Raw genomic sequence first — 17,458 nt, forward strand, 5'->3', positions numbered from 1 at the left:
GAGGGAACACATGAGCACCGACCTGGAGACCGCACCGCAGACGGGCCCGCCCGCCTCGTTCTTCCGGACCGCCGCCCCCGGGGACGAGGCGGACCACCTGCGGCTCCACCTCAACGAGAGCCCGTACGGGCCGCCGCCGGGCGCCCTCGACGCCGTCCACGACGAGGCCAGCGGCCACCTGTCGCACTATCCCGACAGCGAGCACCGCCACGTCCGGGAGGCCCTGGCCCGCCACTTCGGCGTCCGGCCCGAGATGGTGCTGGTCAGCAACGGCACCGACGAGCTGGTCCTGCTGACCTCCCTCACCTTCCTGCGCGAGCCCGGCGCCGAGGTCACCCTCACCACCACCACCTTCCCCGGCTACGCCGCCTCCGCCGCCTCCGTCGGCGCGGCCGTCCGGGGCCTCCCGCTGCGCGAGAGGCGGGTGCCGGCCGCCGCGATCGCCGAGGCGCTGGCCGACGGCACCGACCTGGCGTTCGTCTGCAACCCCCTCAACCCCACCGGCGCCCTGCTGCGGGAGGCCGAGACGCGGCTGCTGCTGGACGCCGCGCGAAGCGCCCGCGGCGTGCTCGTCTTCGACGAGGCCTACCTCGACTTCGCCGGACCCGAGCACGAGCACGCGCTGGCCGCCGTGCGCGACGGCGCGCCCGCCCTGGTGATGCGCACCTTCTCCAAGGCGTGGGGCCTGGCCTCCGTCCGCATCGGCTGCCTCATCGGCCCGGCCGAGCTGGTCGCCCGCGTCGAACGCACCGCCCGCGCCCTGCCGTTCCGCGCGAGCCGCCCGGCGCTGCGCGCCGTCCTCGCCGCCGTCGCCCGGCCCGACCACCTCGACCGGGTGCGCACGGAGACGGCGCGGGCCAGGGAACTCCTGGTCAAGGGGCTGGAGTCGATCGGCGTGCCGACCACCGCGTCCCACACCAACTTCGTGATGGTCGACGTGCCCGGCGACAGCGCCCGCGTCGCCGAACGGCTCGCCGCCGAGCACCGCGTGCTCGTCCGCGACCTCACGCTGCTGGACCTCCCCGGCAGCCTCCGGATCACCGTCGGCACCGTCCCGCAGGTGGAGCGCTGCGTCGCCGCGCTGGCCGAGGTCCTCGGCGCGCACCCGGCCGCCCCCACCCCCGCGGACGGCGTGGCCCCGGCGTCCGCCGCGGCCCACGCCACCGAGCGCGCCACCGAACACGAGGAATGACCCCATGAGCACGAGACCGATCACGCACGAGGAGCGGCGCTTCCTCCCCCTGACCCCCGAGCAGGACCGGACCCTCTCCCACTGGCTCGACACCTACGTCAGCGCCCCGCACGCCGAGTTGGGCCGCGAGGGGCCGGTCTGCCCCTTCGTCCCGCCCGCGATCCGCGCCGGCAGCCTGCGCCTGCTGCGCAGCCCCTGGCGGCCGGGCGACGGCCTGACGGAGCTGGTGGAGCGGATCCACGCCGCCATGGACCTGTTCGACGCCGGCCCCATGGTCAGCCGCAACGGCGGCCTGGACAGCCTCATCGTCGTCTTCGACGGCATGACGCGCGAGGACTGGACGCTGGTCGACGAGGCCCACCTCACCACCAAGCACGACGCGGTGGAACGCGGACTGATGCTGGGTCAGATGCACCCCGAGTGCACCGCGCCCGCCAGCCGCAACCCCTTCTTCCCCGTCAACCGGGCACCGTTCCCGCTGATGGCCGTCCGCCGCATGGCGTTCCACGACATCCTGTTCCTGCACGGAAACCCCGTCTGGTTCGAGAAGTACCGCTCAAGCTATGGTCAGCACTACCGCATGCCGTCGAAGGTCGACCCGTACTTCGTGCGTCTCTTCGACACAGGCGCGCTGATCGCCGCCGGTGGCAGCCTCGTGTGACGACCACCGCCAACCCGCCGTTTCCGTGAAGGAGTCCTGGTGACCCCCCCGACGAGTGCCCTGCCCAAGCCACACCAGACGATGATCCTCGCCCACCGGGCGATGGTGCGCGACCTCGACCGCATCGCCCGCACCGCCGCCGAGCTGGCGGAACGCCCCGACGCCGAGCGCGTCCGGGCGCTTCGGGCCTACGGCCTGCGCATCGCGGAGATCATCCACCACCACCACGAGGGCGAGGACGACATCCTCTGGCCGGCGCTGAAGGAGCGCGGCGCCGACGAGGAGGCGCTGGAGCTGATGCAGCGCGAGCACGCCGACCTCCACCGGGGCCTGGACGAGATGCGCGAGTCCCTCGAGGCCCTCGGCGAGGACGCCGCGGGCGCCGGCGCGTTGGAGAAGGCCGCGCGCGCCACCCACGACCTGCTGCGCGAGCACGCCGCCGACGAGGAGCGCGAGCTCGCCGGCCGGCTCGCCCCGGCGCTCGACGCGGCCGTGTGGAAGCAGTTCGAGCGCGGCATGGTGAAGTCGGCCGCGCGCTGGACGCTGTCCTTCATGCCGCCGTGGCTGGCCTCGGTCGCCGGGGAGGACGAGCGCGGCGGCGTGCCGGCGCCGCCCGTGGCCCGGCTCATGCGCGGCCGGCTCCGCCGCCAGCAGGAGGCCGCGTTCGGCGCCCTCGCGTGACCGTGATGTGACGGTCGTGCGTCAGCTCCGGGTGGCGATCCGGATGGTGTGTCCAGGCGGCGGAGGAAGCCGGGTGTGCGGTGAAGGAGCACCGGGTACGGTCCCGCCAGGCGCGGCAGACGTTCGAGACTGAACAATCCCGAGCCCAACTCGGTCGATTCCAGCCCCAATTCGACCGACCGAGCCCGGCCGGGACGTCGAGGCTCGCCGCGCACCATCCGTCACAGAGGACATGACCAACCTCGCCACCTGGAGCCGAACATGTTGAGACGGTCGACACGCACGAGACGTCGCTGGGCAGGCCCCATCCTGCTGGCCGCGTCGCTGTCGCTCGTGATCCCCCTGGCGGCCACCGCCACCGCCTCCCCGGACACGACCCCCAGCACGACCACCACCGCCCGGACCGAGACCACCACCGAGACACGGGCCGACACCGCCCAGACCGCCAGCGTCCCGCTGGCCGAGGTCCGCGCCGGCGCCACCCAGGTGGCGTTCGGCCTGCGGCGCCCCATCGCCCTCGCCGCGCCCGACGACGGGAGCGACCGGCTGTTCGTCGCGGAGAAGCGCGGCACCGTCCGCGTCTACCACCCCGACACCGGCCTCGCCGCCGACTTCCTGCTCGACATCAGGGAGCACGTCGACGAGACGGGCAACGAGCGCGGCCTGCTCGGCATCGCCCTGCCGCCCGACTTCAACGACAGCCAGGAGCTGTACCTCGCCTTCACGGCCAAGCCCGAGGGCGCGGTCTCCCTGGCGCGCTACAGCCTCGCCGACGCGAGCCTGGAGGTGCTGATCACCCAGGAGCACGCCGAGTACAACAACCACAACGGCGGCCAGATCGCCTTCGGTCCCGACGGGTACCTGTACTGGAGCATCGGCGACGGCGGCGGCTCGGGCGACCCGTTCGACACCGGCCAGCGCCTGGACACCCTCCTCGGCAAGATCCTCCGCGTCGACGTGAGCGCCGCCTGCGGTGAGCTGCCGTACTGCATACCCGAGGACAACCCCTTCGTCGGCGTCGAGGGCGCCCGCGAGGAGATCTGGGTGTACGGCGTCCGCAACGCCTGGCGCTTCTCCATCGACCAGGAGGACGGCTCCCTGTGGGTCGGCGACGTCGGCCAGGGCCTGTGGGAGGAGGTCGACCACCTCAAGCGCGGCCAGCAGGCCGGTGTCAACCTCGGCTGGTCCTGCTACGAGGGCGACGCCCTCTTCGACGAGGCCCAGTGCTCGAACGACGTCGAGTACACCGAGCCGGTCTTCACCTACTCCCACTACGAGGGCAACTGCTCGGTGACCGGTGGCCTGGTCTACCGCGGTCAGCAGTACGCCGACCTGGTCGGGGGCACCTACCTCGTCACCGACTACTGCACCACCCGTGTCTGGGCGCTGCGCGAGGACGGCCAGGGCGGGTACCTGGAGGCCGAGATCGGCTCGCTGCCCACCCAGATCACGGCGTTCGGCACCACCGCCGACGGCGAGATCTACGTCGTCAACGACCTGCCCGGCGGGCTGCACCGGATGACGTTCGAGCGCGTCGAGCCGACGTGCGCGGTGGAGCGGACCGTGGAGGCATGGGGCACCGGCATGTCCGTGGACCTCACCGTCACCAACACCGGCGACACGGCCGTCGAGGGCTGGAACGTGAAGTTCCCGCTGCCGCTCGGCCAGACGATCATCGGCGACTGGGAGACGGACCTGACCCAGGCCGGTGACATCGTCACCGCGTCGAACTCCAACTACAACAGCGTGATCCCGCCCGGCGGCAGCGTCACCCTCGGGTACCTCGTCAGCCACGACGGCGAGCCGACCGTTCCGCAGCGGATCTCGCTCAACGGCCAGACCTGCGCCGTCAGCTGACGGCCGCACCGTTCCCGGGTGACGTCGCCCGACGCACCCGACGGAACTGACGCGCCGACACCCAGGGCCCTGGGGACGGGCACCTCCGTCCCCAGGGCCTTGACATGTCCCGCTCTACCTCAACGATCCCTCGTGGACGGCTCGGAGCAGACGGACTCCAGCCAGGGGCCCCGCTGCTCCCCCCGCGTCTTCTCCAGGTCGCGGAGAAGGCGGTTCCGCTCCGCCGCGGCGTCCGCCGCGGTGCCCGCGGCGAGGTAACGGATCACCGCCTGGTGGAAGGCGTCGCGCATGTTGGCCGGCATCACGTCCGAGGCGTCGAGGCAGAGCCTGCCGCCGGAGTGGAGGAGACCGCTCAGCTCCCCGGACACCACGTCCTCGCCGTAGGCGTCGGGACCGATGGCGGGGTGGGCGGAGAGCGGCGGCGCCACCTCGTGGGCGGGGGCGTTCTCGATCCACGTCCGCTGCGCCTGCGCGGAGGCGAGGTAGTCGATCAGCTCCCTGGCCTCCGGCGAGTCCTGGAACATCGCGGCGAAGTCTCCGGAGACCTCCCACAGCGCCTCCCGGTCGGGGACGCCCCCGGGCAGGATCAGCTCGGCGGAGGGGACGAAGCGCGGCGTGTCGGCGTCGAGGTAGTAGCTCTGGCTGACGGAGCCCATGTGGTTCAACGCGCAGCGCGGGCCCTGCGTGTCGTCGACGAGCCGCCGGGCGGCGTCGGAGAAGGTGCTCGTCAGGGCGTCGGTGGCGCGGTGGGAGCCGCCACCGGACAGCAGCGCCACCCACCGGTCCCACACCGCCCGCATGGTGGGGGAGTCCCAGACGCCGTCGCCGCGCGCCCACGCCTCGTAGACGCCCGCCCCCGCCTGTTGGAGCAGCAGGTCCTCCACCCAGTCCGTGCCGGGCCAGCCGGAGGTCGCCCCCGAGCCCAGGCCCGCGCACCAGCTGTCACCGTCGCCCGTCAGGCGGTCGAGGTCGGCGCGGCGGTGCTCCGCCGTGTCGTACCAGACCAGGCTCTTGACCTCGACCCTGACGGGGAACCAGTAGCGCCGCTCCCCGATGGGAGGGCTCCACAGCTCGCCGTACCCCTCCAGCACCCCCTCCTCGACGTGCCCGTCGAGCGGTGCCAGCTCGCCGTTCGCCTGGTGCTGCCGCAGCTCGCCGAGGCTGGAGAGGATGGCGACGTCCGGCGGCGAACCCGACTGGATGTCGGCCCGCAGCACCTCCTGGACCGCCCTGGTGCCCTGGTAGTCCACCTCGATGCCGTGCTCCTCCTCGAACGCCCGAAGGACGCTGACGAACGCCTCCTCCTCGCCGTCCGTCCAGTTCGCGATGACGGTGACCGTGCCGCGCTGCGGTTCCGCGGGCACGCTCCACAGGGCCTCGACCAGGACGAGCGCCAGCAGCAGGGAGCCGACGAGGGCGGAGGCGGCGTTCCGCCGCTGGGTCAGGGTCACGTCAACCACCGTTCCTGGTGCTGGTACTCGACGACGCGGGGGACCATGCCCCACAGGACGAGGCCGCCGATCGCCGGGCCCGAGACCCAGATCCACGAGGAGAGCACGACCCGCCAGCCGGGCTCGTCCAGCCGGTCGGCGACGTCCTGCTGCGAGGTGTCGGGCGACGCCGACGCCGACGCGGACGCGGACGCCGCGTCGCTGACGCCGACGCGCGGCTCCCTGACCTGTTGGAGCTCGGTCCTCGCGTCCCGCAGGTCGTTCACGGTCGATCCGGTGAACCACACCAGCAGCCCGAGGGTGCAGGCCAACAGCCCGATCGCGGCCAGCAGCGGCGGGTTGAGACGGCGGCGGAAGAGGCGGCGCATCGTCGCCTGGGTCCGCAGCACCAGCACCACGAAGGCGCAGCACAGCACGACGGCCACGGCCCACGCGGCCCACACGGGCAGGCCGGGCGAGGCCTGTCGGTTCAGCTCGGCCGTCTGCCGCGCCTGCACGTCCTCCGCGAGCAGGGTGAGGATGCCGTCGAGCGTGGTGTCGGCGTAGAAGAGGTACGCCTCGCGCAGCCGATCGTCGTTCCCGTACAGCTGTGCCTGGTCCATCCACCCGGTGTAGGCGACGATGAGGCCGATGGCGGTCTGGAGCTCCCTGAAGCCCGGCTCGCCCGCCACGCCGGCCTCGACCGCGCTCGACAGGCTCTGGTTCGCCACCGACAGCTGGGTCCTGTGGTCGCTGCCCGCGCCCACCAGCGCCGCACTCTCCGATTCCAACGTCTGTTCGGCCTCCGCGTGCGCGTTCTCGAGCGCCGTCATGGCGGCGGCCACCTCCAGCACGGCGGGCGCCGTCTGGGTGCGCATCGGCTCCACGTGACGGTGCACCCCGACGTAGGCGGACAGCAGCGTCGCGACCGTGACCGTCGTCAGCAGCAGCAGTCCGGCGGTGCGGCGGACCAGCCAGCGGCGCGTCGTGCTCATGACGCGAACTCCGTTCCGCACTCCTGGCAGTAGCGGGCGTCGGGGGCGGACAGCCGCTCGCAGTCCGCCGCGCCGCACGCGCGTGGCTCACCGGGGACGACGCCGCCGTGGTGGTGCGCGGGAGCCACCACGGGGGACGGGCCGGGCGTCGGGCCACGGGGGGCGGGCCGGGGGGTGGGGGTCGTGCGGTTCCGGCGCATCCAGAGGCGGTCCAGCCGGCGGGTGTCGAAGGACTTCTTCAGCCGGGGGCCGCTGTCGTCCGCCTCGTCGAGGTCCATCACCTCCGCCAGCATGGCGAGCATCTCGCTGTCCCCGAGCAGCCCGGCGAGGTCCACCGCGCGGCGGAACATCGACTCGGCCGTCGCCCGGTCGCCGTCGCGGAACGCGGCGTCGCCCCGGACGATGGCGGTGCCGAGGTCCTGGTGGCGGCGGAGGTGCTCCGGGCGCGGGTCCTCGCCGTACTCGGTGACGGGGCGGGCGCCCGGAATCCAGCGCACCCGCAGCGTCACCGGCGCGGGCGGCCCGCCGAGCTCCGGCGGCACGACCACCTCGGCCACGGCCAGGTCCGTCTCCGTGCCCTCCCTGCCCTCCGTGGCGTTCGTGCCGTCCGCGGCCCTCCGGGCGTTCGCCTCGCCGGCGTGGGGCGGCGGCGTGGCGTCGAGGCACAGGTGGTACTCGCGCTGCTCGTCGCCGGACCAGGCGGAGGTCGGGAACTCGACGCGCACGCGGCCTCCCTCCACGACGGTGCGGGACACGGCCGTGAGCTCCCGCTCGTCCGGGACGGTCTGGAAGAGGTACCGCAGCCTCGTGCCGGGTTCGAGGGCGATCCGGATGCGCAGGCTCGGGACGAGGCGTGCCACGGCGGCACGCATCGTCTCCTCGAAGCCGGCGGCCAGGCCGGCGCCGTCGAGCGCGATGTCCGGGCGGCCCTCCAACCTCACCGCGATCTGCTCCAGCACCTCGCGGTCCAGGTCCTCGCCGATGCCCCACACGTCACAGCGGACCACACCGCGGCAGCGGGCGAGCTCGGCCGGCAGCAGCTCGGGCTCCTCCTCGTTCCTGCCGTCGGTCAGCAGCAGCGCCTGCCGGATCTCGGCGGAGGAGCCGGCCAGCAGGCGCCGGGTCAGCCCCAGCCACTCGCTGACGGCGGTCCCGCCGGAGGCGTACAGCCGGCCGATACCGGACCTCGCGTTGCCGAGCGTGTCGGGGCCGGCGACGGCCAGCTCCTCCGTGCCCGGGTAGACCATCGTCGCGCGGTGCGTGCCCCGGACGACGGCGAAACGGGTGCCGTGCGGCAGGAGACCGACGGCGCGGCTGGCGGCCTGCCGGACCGAGTCGAACCTCGACTCGGGGTAGCCCATCGAGTCCGAGCAGTCGATGACGACCACCTGGGCCGTGGCCGCTGGCCGCCGTGGCGCACCGGCGCCGGCCCCTCGCGCCGGGGCGGCAAGTGGGGTGGTGGGCCCGAGGCCGTGGGTGCGGAGGGTGAACTGGGCGTGGACGCCGTCGACCGCCTCGCCGACGCGCCGGGTGGGTGTCTGGTCCACCGACAGGCTCACGCCGGGGCCGGCCGCCGCGTCGGTCCCGCCGCGCGGCCCGTGCCACCTCCCCGTGGGGCGGCCCTGGTCCGTCATGGTCAGGCTTTCTCCTTTCGGGTCACGCGCGGCCCCGCCGCGTCACGTGAGGGTTTCCGGGCGGGTCTGGTTGGCTCGGTCGATCAGCTCGTCGTGCTCCAGCGTCGAGGCCGCGCGCCGCGCCAGCCGACGGAGCGTGTCCTCCTGGAGTGAGCGCAGCCGGTCCGTCGTCGGCGGGCCGCCGAACAGCTCGCCGGGCCGCAGCGTGGCGGGCGGCCAGGTGTGCGTGGCGGACCAGTGCAGCGCGGACTCCCGGATCTCGGCCGTCAGCAGCAGGAGCTCGCCCTCCTCCAGGGGCCAGCCGTCGCTCGGGACGCCGCCCGGGTCACGGGCCAGCCGCTGCCGCACCGCCTCGAAGTCGGTGCCCTCCGGCGGGTGGTCGGGCAGCCACGCCACCTGGACGCGCGCGGCGGCGACGCGCGCCGCCCGGTGGTGCGGCGAGCGCTGCTCCGCCAGCTCGTCGAGGATCTCCAGGGCGCTGACCCGCCGGCCCTGCGCGAGGCGGAGCCTGGCCAGGCCGAACGCGGCGCTGCCCTCGGAGCGGTCACGCCACCACACGGCCTGGTAGAGGTGCCCGGCCCGGGCGAGGTCGTCGCGGCGCTCCTCGCGGTCCGGGTCGTGGTGGTAGTCCCGCTCGAAGCAGTAGGCCAGCGCCAGCTTGGGCGCGGGCTCGCCCGGCAGCGCGCGGCGCACGTGCTCGAACCAGTGCCGGGCGGGCCGCCGTTCGGGCGTGGCGTCGAGCACGGCCCGCAGGGCGGAACGGGTGTCGGCCGGCTCGCTCAGCGCCGCCGGCTCGCCCGGGGCCGCCCCGGGGTCGTCCTCGGCCAGCGTCAGCAGGCCGCACGCCCAGCTCACCCGCCAGTCGTGGTGGGCCCGCTGCTCGCCGAGTGCCCCGCAGGCGTCGGCCAGCCGCTGTCGGGCCGCCGGCAGGATGCCGTGGAGCAGGGAGTCGTGGAAGGCCCGCAGCTCCGTCGCCGCCGCCTCGTTGTCCGGATGGGGAACGGGGACGGGCAGCCGCCGGGCGACCCAGGCCGGTGCCGGCGGGCGCACGTCGAGCAACGGGTCGGCCTTCTGAAGCGGCCGCAGCCGCCACCGGGCCGGCTGCGGCCGGCCCAGGCCCACGCCCTCCTCGCGCCGTCCGCCGTCGAGCAGCCCCACGGCGGGGGCGAAGAGGAGGGACTGCGCGGTGTGTTGCTCGCGCCGGGTCATCGCGCGGATCTCGCGCAGCACGCCGCGCAGCTGCCGTGCCATCCCCGCGGCGGTCGTGAAGCGCGCCGCGAGGTGCTCGGAGGTGGCCCGCTCGATCACCGCGTCGAAGGACTCCCTGGCCGGTGGGGGAGCGTCGTCGGCGCCGTGCGCCACCTCCTGGAGGGTGCGGGCCACGGCGTAGAGGTCGGTCAGCTCGCAGTACCCGGCGCCGGTGTGGCGGCGCAGCTCCTCCATCGGGAGGTAGGGCGGCGTGCGGACGCCGTGGGAGGCGTCGTCGCCCTTGCGGCGCATGCCGCCCAGGTCGATCAGCTTGATCCTGGTGCCGTGGTGCATGACATTGGACGGCGACATGTCGCCGAAGAGCAGGCCGCGGCCGTGGAGGTGGCTGAGGGCCTCCAGGATGCGGCAGCCGTAGACGGCGACGTGCTCCAGGGTGAGCCGGGTGCCCAGCCACCGGGCCTGCTGGTGGGGCCTGGCCAGATCCTCCAGGGTGCGGCCCGGCACGTACTCCATCACGATGTAGTTGATGTCGTCCTTGGTGACGCTGTTGTAGATCCGGACGATGTCGGGGTGGTGGTCGAGGTCGGTCAGGAAACGGCTCTCGGCCTGGGCCATCTTCAGCTGCGTGGAGTCTCCCGGGTCGATGACGCTCTTGAGGACGACGCGCCGGTCGTTGACCTGCCGGTCGCGCGCCAGGTAGATCCAGCCCTGCCCGCCGAGGGCGAGGCAGCCGGTGACCTCGTACTGCTCGCCCACCAGGTCGTCGCGGTCGAGCTTCCGCTCGAAGGAGAACGGGGTGCGGCAGTAGGAGCAGAAGCCGCGCTCCAGGTCGCGCTGGCCGCCGTACCCGAGGCCGACGGTCCCGCCGCACCTCCGGCAGGGTTGGCCGCCCGGGGGCGGGCCCGGGGCGTGGTCGATGAGCTCGGGCAGCTCGGGAGGGGAGACCTCGGGGAGGACGAGCTCCTCGTCTCCCGTGCCCTCGGCCGTCGCGGCGGACCCGCCCTGGTCCTCGAACGTCGTCATCGCCCGCGCCCTCCCTCCCCGTCGCCGTCGCCCGTCTCGTGCCCGTCGCCCGTCTCGTGCCCGTCGCCGTCGTGCGTACCGCCGTGGTGCGTGCCGTCGCCTCCGTCGTCCCCCGTGCCACCGTCGGGGTCCTCGACGCCTCGGCGCCCGTCCAACTCGTCGATCGCCCTCCGGTACAGGTCGAGCGCGGCCTCGCCCTCCGTCAGCCGGCACGGCGCCCGGTACAGCGCCGCGCGCGCCGCGTCGTAGCGGTCGGCCAGCGCCCCGGTCCGCTCGGCGGGGGCGAGCCGGCCGGCCCTGGCCCGCTCGACCGCGAGCCGGCCACGCAGCACGTGGAGGCGCGCCTGGCACGTGGTGAGGAGGTCGACGGCGCGGTCGATGCGGCGGCGGGCGTCGTCGGTGGCCTCGACGAGGTCGGGCGGCACCCCGCCGTCCGTCGGGCCCTCGCTGCGCAGCGCGGCCACCCTGGCCTGGATCGCGTACGCCCGGGAGGTCTCGTTGAGGGCGACCGCGAGGACCGTGTCGGTCTGGGGGTTCGTCGGCGGAACGACGGTGGCGCGCAGGTCGGAGAAGAGCACGCCGCGGTCGATCGCGCGCCGCACCTGGCGGGCCAGCCTGCCGAGCGTGGCGTGGAACCGGGCCGTGGCCTCCACCTCCGCGCGTGCGGCCTCGTCCGCGGCGTGGAAGACGAGCAGCATGCGGCTCTTCTGCTCGGCGAGGACGGCCAGCAGTTCGGCGGTGCCGTCCGGGTCGTGGGCGCGGTCGACGCCGTCGAGCACGATCGTGAGCCGCAACGGCCCCGCGCGCCGCAGTCGTTCGGTGAACGGCCGGCCGCGATGGGTGTCGTCCTCGCCGAGGACACGGTCGGTGACCTGCTCGGGGGTGTCGGCCCTGAGGTCGACGGCGAGGTCCAGGGAGCCCACCGGGGGAACGGAGCCCGGCGAGGGGTGGGGGGCGCCGCCGTTCCTCCCCAGGGTGGACAGCTCCCGGTGGGCGTCGGTGACGGCCTGCGAGAGAGCCTCGACCGCGGGCGCGTCGTCGGGCCGGACGAGCACGGCGCGGATGTCGGGCTGGTGCGGCGGCCCGCCGCCGAGCCATGCTGCCAGCTCGGCGGCGAGCGACTCGTTCACGGGGCGCCCCCGGGAGGGGACGACGCGCCGGGCGCCGGTGGGCTGGCCGTCCACCGGCAGCCCGGGGAGGTGACGCAGCACCGTGCCGGTGGGGATGATGATGGTGCGGACGACGGACCTGACGGTAAGTCTGCCGACGACGATGCCGATCACGTGCTGGGAGCCGGGCGCGACGACGGCGCCCCCGCTGAAGCCCTCCCACACGGCCTCCTCGCGCTGGCTTTCGACCAGCATCCGGCCGTCGCCGCCGTGCCCGCCGGCCAGGCTGCCAGACAGGGACATGCCCTCGTCGACGCCACGGGGGAATCCGTACATCTCGACGTCGCCGTTCAGGCCGTAGGGCCTGCGGTGGAGAGGGGTGACGTGGCGGCGGGGCAGTGTCCGCTCCAGCCGCAGCAGGGCGAGGTCCGCCGTGATCGTCGACCCCGGGCCCCGGGTCTCCGGCTTCCAGCCGTCCTCGGTCACCTGCGCGGGGACACCCTGGGCGTCCTCCTCGCCGACGATGTCGACAAGGACGTGACGGTCGTTCCTGTCCACCACGTGCGCGCAGGTCAACACCAGATCGCCGGCGACCAGCACGCCGGCCCCGATGACCTTGCCGTGGTCCGCGCAGCGCAGGCGCAGCAACCAACGATGCCTGTCGCCAAGGATATTGGGCAGATTGTCGGCTCCATCCCCCATGGCGCGCAGCATACCGGCCGCCGCTGACGGAGCGTAGACTTCGCGGCATGGAGGGTGATCACTTCGTCGGACTCGCGGAGGCGATCCGTCAGGTCCGACAGGAGCTGGTGGAGGCCCAGGAGGACGGCGTCGGGCAGCCGATGCGGTTCGTGGTGCAGCAGGTCAGCCTGGAGTTCGCGGTGCAGGTGCACCGTTCGGGAGACGGGCGCACGGGGCTGCGGATCGGCGTCCTCACCGCGGACCTCGGCGGCGGGGCGTCGCGGGACACCACGCACCGCATCCAGGTCGACCTCCAGCCGGTGGACGAGGACGGGCACGTCTCGCGCGTCGGCCGGCGCTGAGCGCCGGGAGGGTCACCCGCACGGCTGCTCGGCCGAACGGGACCGGCCGACGGAGCCGGCCGACGTGGTCACGCGGCTCTGGTCACGCGGCCCTGGTCACACGGCTCTGAGGCCCACACCCAGGACCACGGCCGTCACGACCAGCATCCCCGCGAAGGTGCTCGTCAGGGTGAACGCCTCCGCGAACCACCCCACCACCATCGGCCCGACCAGCAGCCCGCTGTAGGTGAGGGTGCTGACCTTCGCCAGTGCGGCGGCCGCGTTGCCCGAGGCGGAGTCGGCCCCGGCGTGACCGACGGAGCTGAAGATCACCGGCACCAGGACCGACAGGCCGAGCCCCAGCAGCGCGAAGCCCGTGATCGCCACCGTGGGGGTGGGGGAGAGGACGACGACCGTCAGCCCGACGACGGCGAGGGCGCCGGCGCTCCGCACGAGGGCCGCCGCGCCGAAGCGCAGGTGCAGGCGGTCGCCGACCAGCCGGGCGCCCGCCTCGCAGACGCTGAAGCAGACGTAGCCGAGCGAGGCGGTGGCGAGCGTGGCGTCGAGTTCGTCGTGGAGGTACACGCCGCTCCAGTTGCCGACGACGCCCGAGACGACCAACACGATCGTGCCCGCCGCGCCGAGCAGCAGCAGGCGAGGCGTCCAGCCGGCCCGCCAGCCGTCGCCGCCGCCCCGCACGGCCGGCGCGGCGGCGGCCGGGGCGGCCACCCGGTCCGCGTCGGCCGGCAGAAGGTGGCGACCGGCCCACGCGGCGAGAGCCACCGTCACCGCCGTGACGAGCAGGACGTGCTGTGCGAGGGAGAGGTCGGCCCGGAGCGTGGCGCCGCCGACCAGCGAGCCGATCGCCGCCCCGATGCTCCACGCCGCGTGGCAGCGGTTCATGACGGGCCGCCCGAGGGCGCGCTCGACGGCGATGGTGTGCGCGTTCATCGAGATGTCGATCAGGCCGTCCACCGCGCCGAACAGCAGCAGCACCACGGCGAAGGCCGCCACACCCTCGACGGGCGCGAAGCACAGGAGGGCCAGTGGCAGGGCGACCATGGTGGCCCGCAGGATCGGGGCGCTGCCCAGACGCGCCACCAGCCTGCCCGTCAGCTGCATCGACACCAGGCCGGACAGGATCGGCAGCATGAGCAGGACGCCGAGCTGGCCGTCCGACAGGCCCAGCTCGATCTTGATCGTCGGGATGCGGACGAAGAAGCTGGCGAAGACGAGACCGGTGATCAGGAACGGTGCCGGCGCCGCCCAGCGGCCCAGGCCCGGACGGACGGCCACGCCACCGCCCGCGTCATCGCCCGTGTCGACGTCCGCGTCGCGCGAGGGGAGGGGCGCTTCTTCGCCCGGGACCGTCATCGGCAGCCTCGTCCTCTCCGGGGCGGGTGTGGGGCCGATCCAGGCTGGCCGGGGGCGCGCCGCCCCGCAACGGGTTTTGTGCCGGGGGCGGTGCGCCGTCCCGGCGCCGTCCTCGTGGAGTCGGTCGACGAGGGAGCGTGCCTGCGTCGGAGTGGGAGCCGGAGCGGGCGGTGCCGGGCTCGGGGTGGAGGGGGCGCGAGGGCAGCGAATATCGTAGATTGTCCGTATTGGACGGATTCATCGAGGGGCGGCGAAGCGTGGCAAGGACGTCGCAGACCGACTACGCGGCACTGTTCGCCGTGCTGCCCCGGCCAACCATCGTGCTCTCCCCCGATCTGGAGATCATCGACGCCAACCACTCGTACCTGGAGCTCACGGGCCGGGAGCGCGGCGATCTCGTCGGGCGACAGGTGTTCGAGGCCTTCCCGGGGAACCCCGGCGAACCCGACGGCGGCGAGGGCCCGGCGGCGGTCGCCGGCATGCTGAAGCGCGCGAGCGACACCCGCGCGCTCCAGGTCCTGGAGGTGCAGCGCTACGACGTCCAGGTCAGCGCCCAGCCCCTGACGTTCGAGGAGCGGTGGTGGTCGGTGTACGTCACCCCCGTGGACGGCCCGGACGGTGAGCTGGCCTGGCTGCTCGTCCAGGTGGACGACGTGACCGACGCGGTGCGGTCCCTCCCCGAGAGCCCGGAGGGCACCGCGGAGCGACGGGCCAGCCCCCGCACCGCCGCCGGGCTCTACGCCCAGGCCGCCGAACTGCGCCGGCTCAACGCGGAGCTGCGGCGCGTCACGGGACGGCAGCGGCAGGTCGCCCTCCGGCTCCAGGAGTCGATGCTCCACTCACCCGACCTGCCCAGGCATCCCAACGCCGCCGTGCGGTACCTGCCGAGCGCCAGCTCGCTGCACGTCTGTGGCGACTGGTACGACGTCACCGACGTGAACCCGGCCCGGTACGCGGTGGCCGTCGGCGACGTCGTCGGCAACGGTCTGGAGGCCGCCGCCGTGATGGGCATGCTGCGCAGCGCGCTGAGCGCCCTGATGCGCGCCGAGGTCGGCCCCGGCCGCGCGCTGGCGGTCCTCGGCCTCTACGCCGGCTCGGTGGAGGGCGGGACGAGCGCCACCGCCGTGAAGCTCCTCATCGACACCGACTCCCACGAGCTCATCTACAGCAGCGCCGGGCACCCGCCGCCGCTCCTGCTCCACCCCGACGACCGGGTCGAGGTCCTCGACCAGGCCACGGATCCGCCGCTGGCGACCTGGCCGGAGGAGGCGTCCCGGGTCGAGGCGAGCCTGCCCTACCAGCGCGGCGACACCCTCGTGCTCTACACGGACGGGCTCATCGAGCGGCGCGGCGAGGACATCGACGTCGGCCTCGGCCGGCTCGTGGACGCCCTCACCGGCGGCGGCGAGGTGGAGCCCGAGGAACTGGCCGACGCGCTGCTCGAACGCCTCGGGGTCGTCGGCGGCGCCGCCGACGACATCGCCCTGCTCGTCATCCGCCTGTGACGGGCCATGACGGACGGTGACGAGCTGAGGCGAGCCGGGCGGCAGGACGGACGGGCGCCTCGCCGGCGCCCGCCCGCGTCGGGCCCGGCCGCCCGCGTCGGCCCGTCCGTCCGTGCCGCCGTCCTGCCTCGGCCGGCGGTCAGCCGGTCAGCGGGGCAGCCGGGGCAGGACCCGGTCGCGGTAGAAGTCGAAGAAGCCGCGCATGTCGGGGCCGATCTGGCTCACGTACACCCGGTCGAAGCCGGCCTCCGCGCACGCGGTCAGCGAGTTGACGTGCGCCTGCGGATCGTCGCCCAGCGCGAAGGGACCCTCGCGGACGTGGTCCGCGGTCACCAGCTGCACGGCCTGCTCGAAGTGCCTGGGCTCCGGCAGCTGCGCGGCCAGCTCCCCCGGAAGCAGCATGTTCGGCCAGCGGTGCAGCACGGTCCGCACCGCCCGCTCCCGGTCGGTGTCGTAGCAGACCTTCGTCCCGCAGGACGTCAGGCGGCGCTCGCCGCCCGTCCGCTCCCGGTACTCGCGCAGCAGATCGGCCTCGGGCCCCATGGTGACGAAGCCGTCGCCGACGCGGGCCGCGAGGTCGAGGGCGGCCGGCGCGTACGCCGAGATGTCGATCGGCACCGGCTCCTCGGGCAGCGTGTACACCCGGGCGTTCTCGACCGTGTAGTGCCGGCCCCGGTGGCTGATCCTCTCGCCGGTCAGCAGCCGGCGGATGACGTCGACGGCCTCCTCCAACATCTCCTGCCGCACGGCCGCGCGCGGCCAGGCCGTCCCCAGGATGTGCTCGTTGAGCGCCTCGCCCGAGCCCAGCCCGAGGCGGAAACGGCCCCGGAGCTGCACCGCGCTCGTCGCGGCGGCCTGCGCGATGATCGCGGGGTGGGTGCGGACGGTGGGGCAGGTCACCGCCGTCTCGACCGGCAGCGACACCGCCTCCGACAGGGCGCCGATCGTGCCCCACACGAAGGGGCTGTGCCCCTGCGCGTCGAGCCACGGGTGGTAGTGGTCCGAGATCCACAGGGCCTCGAACCCGGCCTCCTCGGCCATCCGCGCCTGTTCCACCAGGGCGCGGGGGCCGTGGTCCTCGCTGGCGAGGAAGTATCCGTACGACGTCACGGCGCTCACACCTCTCGTCGCTCGCTGCGGCCGTGCCCGGCCGTTCGCTCTCGTCAGACCCCCGCTGGCTCGCGCGGTGCCGCGCGGTCGCTCGCGGCCTCCGTCACGAGCGGCGTCCCCGCGCCGACCTGGTGCGCGAGCGGTTCTCCGAGCGGATCGCCTTCAGCAGCTCCGCCTTGTCCATCTTCGAGCGGCCCTCGATGCCGAGATCCTTCGCGACGCCGTACAGGTGCTGCTTGGACGCCTGCTCGTCGACTCCCTCACCGCTGCGGCCACCGCGCTGGCGTGGCCGCGCGCTCTGCGGGTCGGAGGGGCCCCTGCGGCCCTTCTCCTTCCGCTCCCAGTGGTCGCCCACCTTCTCGTAGCTGTGCTTGAGCGCGCCGTACGCGACGCGGTGCGCGCGCTCACCCTCGCCGTACTGCTCCACGGCGGAGTCATGGGCCTTGATCCACGTGCGCTGTGCGCCGGCCGGCGACCGTTCCAGCGTCGACGGCAACTCCTTGCGCCCCGGCACCGCCCTCACCTCCTCGATCTCGGGCCTCACGGGGTTACTCCCGCTGTCTGGGCCCGAGTGCCCCGACGCGGCGCGCGAAAACGGGAGGATTCGCCGGCCGGGCGCCCGGCCGGCTGGCGCCCGCCCGGCTGGCGCCCGGCCT

Annotated in this window: 14 protein-coding genes; 6 read left to right on the forward strand and 8 right to left on the reverse strand. The window is 74.2% G+C overall.

The genetic code is table 11. The features are described from left to right. The first annotated feature begins 10 nt into the window (after positions 1 to 10). The 4 genes from ACTWP5_RS11010 to ACTWP5_RS11025 all read left to right on the forward strand — a co-directional run bounded on the left by ACTWP5_RS11010 (position 11) and on the right by ACTWP5_RS11025 (position 4,391). On the forward strand, positions 11 to 1,192 hold the full coding sequence (locus ACTWP5_RS11010; protein ID WP_443220653.1) for a pyridoxal phosphate-dependent aminotransferase: 1,182 nt from the start codon (positions 11 to 13) through the stop codon (positions 1,190 to 1,192). Between the two features lie 4 nt (positions 1,193 to 1,196). Further along, positions 1,197 to 1,853, forward strand: coding sequence for a DUF6875 domain-containing protein (locus tag ACTWP5_RS11015; protein WP_443220654.1), 657 nt, complete (start codon positions 1,197 to 1,199; stop codon positions 1,851 to 1,853). A 39-nt stretch (positions 1,854 to 1,892) separates the two neighbouring features. Beyond that, a complete protein-coding gene (locus ACTWP5_RS11020) occupies positions 1,893 to 2,534 on the forward strand; it encodes a hemerythrin domain-containing protein (protein WP_443220655.1) in 642 nt (213 codons plus the stop codon). Positions 2,535 to 2,795: 261 nt separating this feature from the next. Then, the gene (locus ACTWP5_RS11025) at positions 2,796 to 4,391 is read left to right on the forward strand and encodes a PQQ-dependent sugar dehydrogenase (protein WP_443220656.1); all 1,596 of its coding nucleotides are present in this window, start codon (positions 2,796 to 2,798) and stop codon (positions 4,389 to 4,391) included. Positions 4,392 to 4,510: 119 nt separating this feature from the next. Here the strand turns inward: ACTWP5_RS11025 and ACTWP5_RS11030 are convergent, their stop codons facing one another. Genes ACTWP5_RS11030 through ACTWP5_RS11050 form a run of 5 tightly spaced genes read right to left on the reverse strand, consistent with a single transcriptional unit; the run spans position 4,511 to position 12,439 of the window. Then, positions 4,511 to 5,842: an ABC transporter substrate-binding protein gene (locus ACTWP5_RS11030; protein WP_443220657.1), complete on the reverse strand. Its 1,332-nt coding sequence runs from the start codon at positions 5,840 to 5,842 to the stop codon at positions 4,511 to 4,513. After that, positions 5,839 to 6,816 (reverse strand): hypothetical protein, encoded by a 978-nt coding sequence (locus ACTWP5_RS11035; protein WP_443220658.1) that lies wholly within the window; start codon positions 6,814 to 6,816, stop codon positions 5,839 to 5,841. Before ACTWP5_RS11035 ends, ACTWP5_RS11030 begins: the two co-directional genes overlap by 4 nt. Then, on the reverse strand, positions 6,813 to 8,450 hold the full coding sequence (locus ACTWP5_RS11040) for a VWA domain-containing protein (RefSeq protein WP_443220659.1): 1,638 nt from the start codon (positions 8,448 to 8,450) through the stop codon (positions 6,813 to 6,815). The genes ACTWP5_RS11035 and ACTWP5_RS11040 overlap by 4 nt, the downstream gene beginning before the upstream one ends. 42 nt (positions 8,451 to 8,492) lie before the next feature. Next, on the reverse strand, positions 8,493 to 10,682 hold the full coding sequence (locus ACTWP5_RS11045; RefSeq protein ID WP_443220660.1) for a tetratricopeptide repeat protein: 2,190 nt from the start codon (positions 10,680 to 10,682) through the stop codon (positions 8,493 to 8,495). Next, a complete protein-coding gene (locus tag ACTWP5_RS11050; RefSeq protein ID WP_443220661.1) occupies positions 10,679 to 12,439 on the reverse strand; it encodes a S1 family peptidase in 1,761 nt (586 codons plus the stop codon). The genes ACTWP5_RS11045 and ACTWP5_RS11050 overlap by 4 nt, the downstream gene beginning before the upstream one ends. Positions 12,440 to 12,540: 101 nt before the next feature. Between ACTWP5_RS11050 and ACTWP5_RS11055 the strand changes: the two genes are divergently transcribed. Beyond that, complete coding sequence (locus ACTWP5_RS11055) at positions 12,541 to 12,834, forward strand: trypco2 family protein (RefSeq protein ID WP_443220662.1); 294 nt, start codon at positions 12,541 to 12,543, stop codon at positions 12,832 to 12,834. A gap of 96 nt (positions 12,835 to 12,930) precedes the next feature. Here the strand turns inward: ACTWP5_RS11055 and ACTWP5_RS11060 are convergent, their stop codons facing one another. Continuing rightward, positions 12,931 to 14,187 carry an MFS transporter gene (locus ACTWP5_RS11060; RefSeq protein WP_443220663.1) on the reverse strand — a complete coding sequence of 419 codons (1,257 nt, stop codon included), beginning with the start codon at positions 14,185 to 14,187 and terminating at the stop codon, positions 12,931 to 12,933. A 257-nt stretch (positions 14,188 to 14,444) separates the two neighbouring features. On the opposite strand from ACTWP5_RS11060, the gene ACTWP5_RS11065 reads away from it, so the two are divergent. Further along, a complete protein-coding gene (locus tag ACTWP5_RS11065; RefSeq protein WP_443220664.1) occupies positions 14,445 to 15,692 on the forward strand; it encodes a PP2C family protein-serine/threonine phosphatase in 1,248 nt (415 codons plus the stop codon). A gap of 147 nt (positions 15,693 to 15,839) precedes the next feature. Here ACTWP5_RS11065 and ACTWP5_RS11070 read toward each other — a convergent pair whose 3' ends face one another. Then, on the reverse strand, positions 15,840 to 16,802 hold the full coding sequence (locus ACTWP5_RS11070) for a TIGR03557 family F420-dependent LLM class oxidoreductase (RefSeq protein ID WP_443220665.1): 963 nt from the start codon (positions 16,800 to 16,802) through the stop codon (positions 15,840 to 15,842). A gap of 103 nt (positions 16,803 to 16,905) precedes the next feature. Further along, positions 16,906 to 17,316: a ChaB family protein gene (locus tag ACTWP5_RS11075; protein WP_443220758.1), complete on the reverse strand. Its 411-nt coding sequence runs from the start codon at positions 17,314 to 17,316 to the stop codon at positions 16,906 to 16,908. Positions 17,317 to 17,458: the final 142 nt, after the last annotated feature.

Source organism: Streptomyces sp. 4N509B (assembly GCF_052245655.1).
Lineage (GTDB): Bacteria > Actinomycetota > Actinomycetes > Streptomycetales > Streptomycetaceae > Streptomyces.

Coding starts and splice junctions, on each gene's coding strand:
- ACTWP5_RS11040 (WP_443220659.1), bottom strand. CDS start 8,450: ATGACGGACCAGGGCCGCCCCACGGGGAGGTGGCACGGGCCGCGCGGC.
- ACTWP5_RS11055 (WP_443220662.1), top strand. CDS start 12,541: ATGGAGGGTGATCACTTCGTCGGACTCGCGGAGGCGATCCGTCAGGTC.
- ACTWP5_RS11025 (WP_443220656.1), top strand. CDS start 2,796: ATGTTGAGACGGTCGACACGCACGAGACGTCGCTGGGCAGGCCCCATC.
- ACTWP5_RS11045 (WP_443220660.1), bottom strand. CDS start 10,682: ATGACGACGTTCGAGGACCAGGGCGGGTCCGCCGCGACGGCCGAGGGC.
- ACTWP5_RS11015 (WP_443220654.1), top strand. CDS start 1,197: ATGAGCACGAGACCGATCACGCACGAGGAGCGGCGCTTCCTCCCCCTG.
- ACTWP5_RS11010 (WP_443220653.1), top strand. CDS start 11: ATGAGCACCGACCTGGAGACCGCACCGCAGACGGGCCCGCCCGCCTCG.
- ACTWP5_RS11035 (WP_443220658.1), bottom strand. CDS start 6,816: ATGAGCACGACGCGCCGCTGGCTGGTCCGCCGCACCGCCGGACTGCTG.
- ACTWP5_RS11060 (WP_443220663.1), bottom strand. CDS start 14,187: ATGACGGTCCCGGGCGAAGAAGCGCCCCTCCCCTCGCGCGACGCGGAC.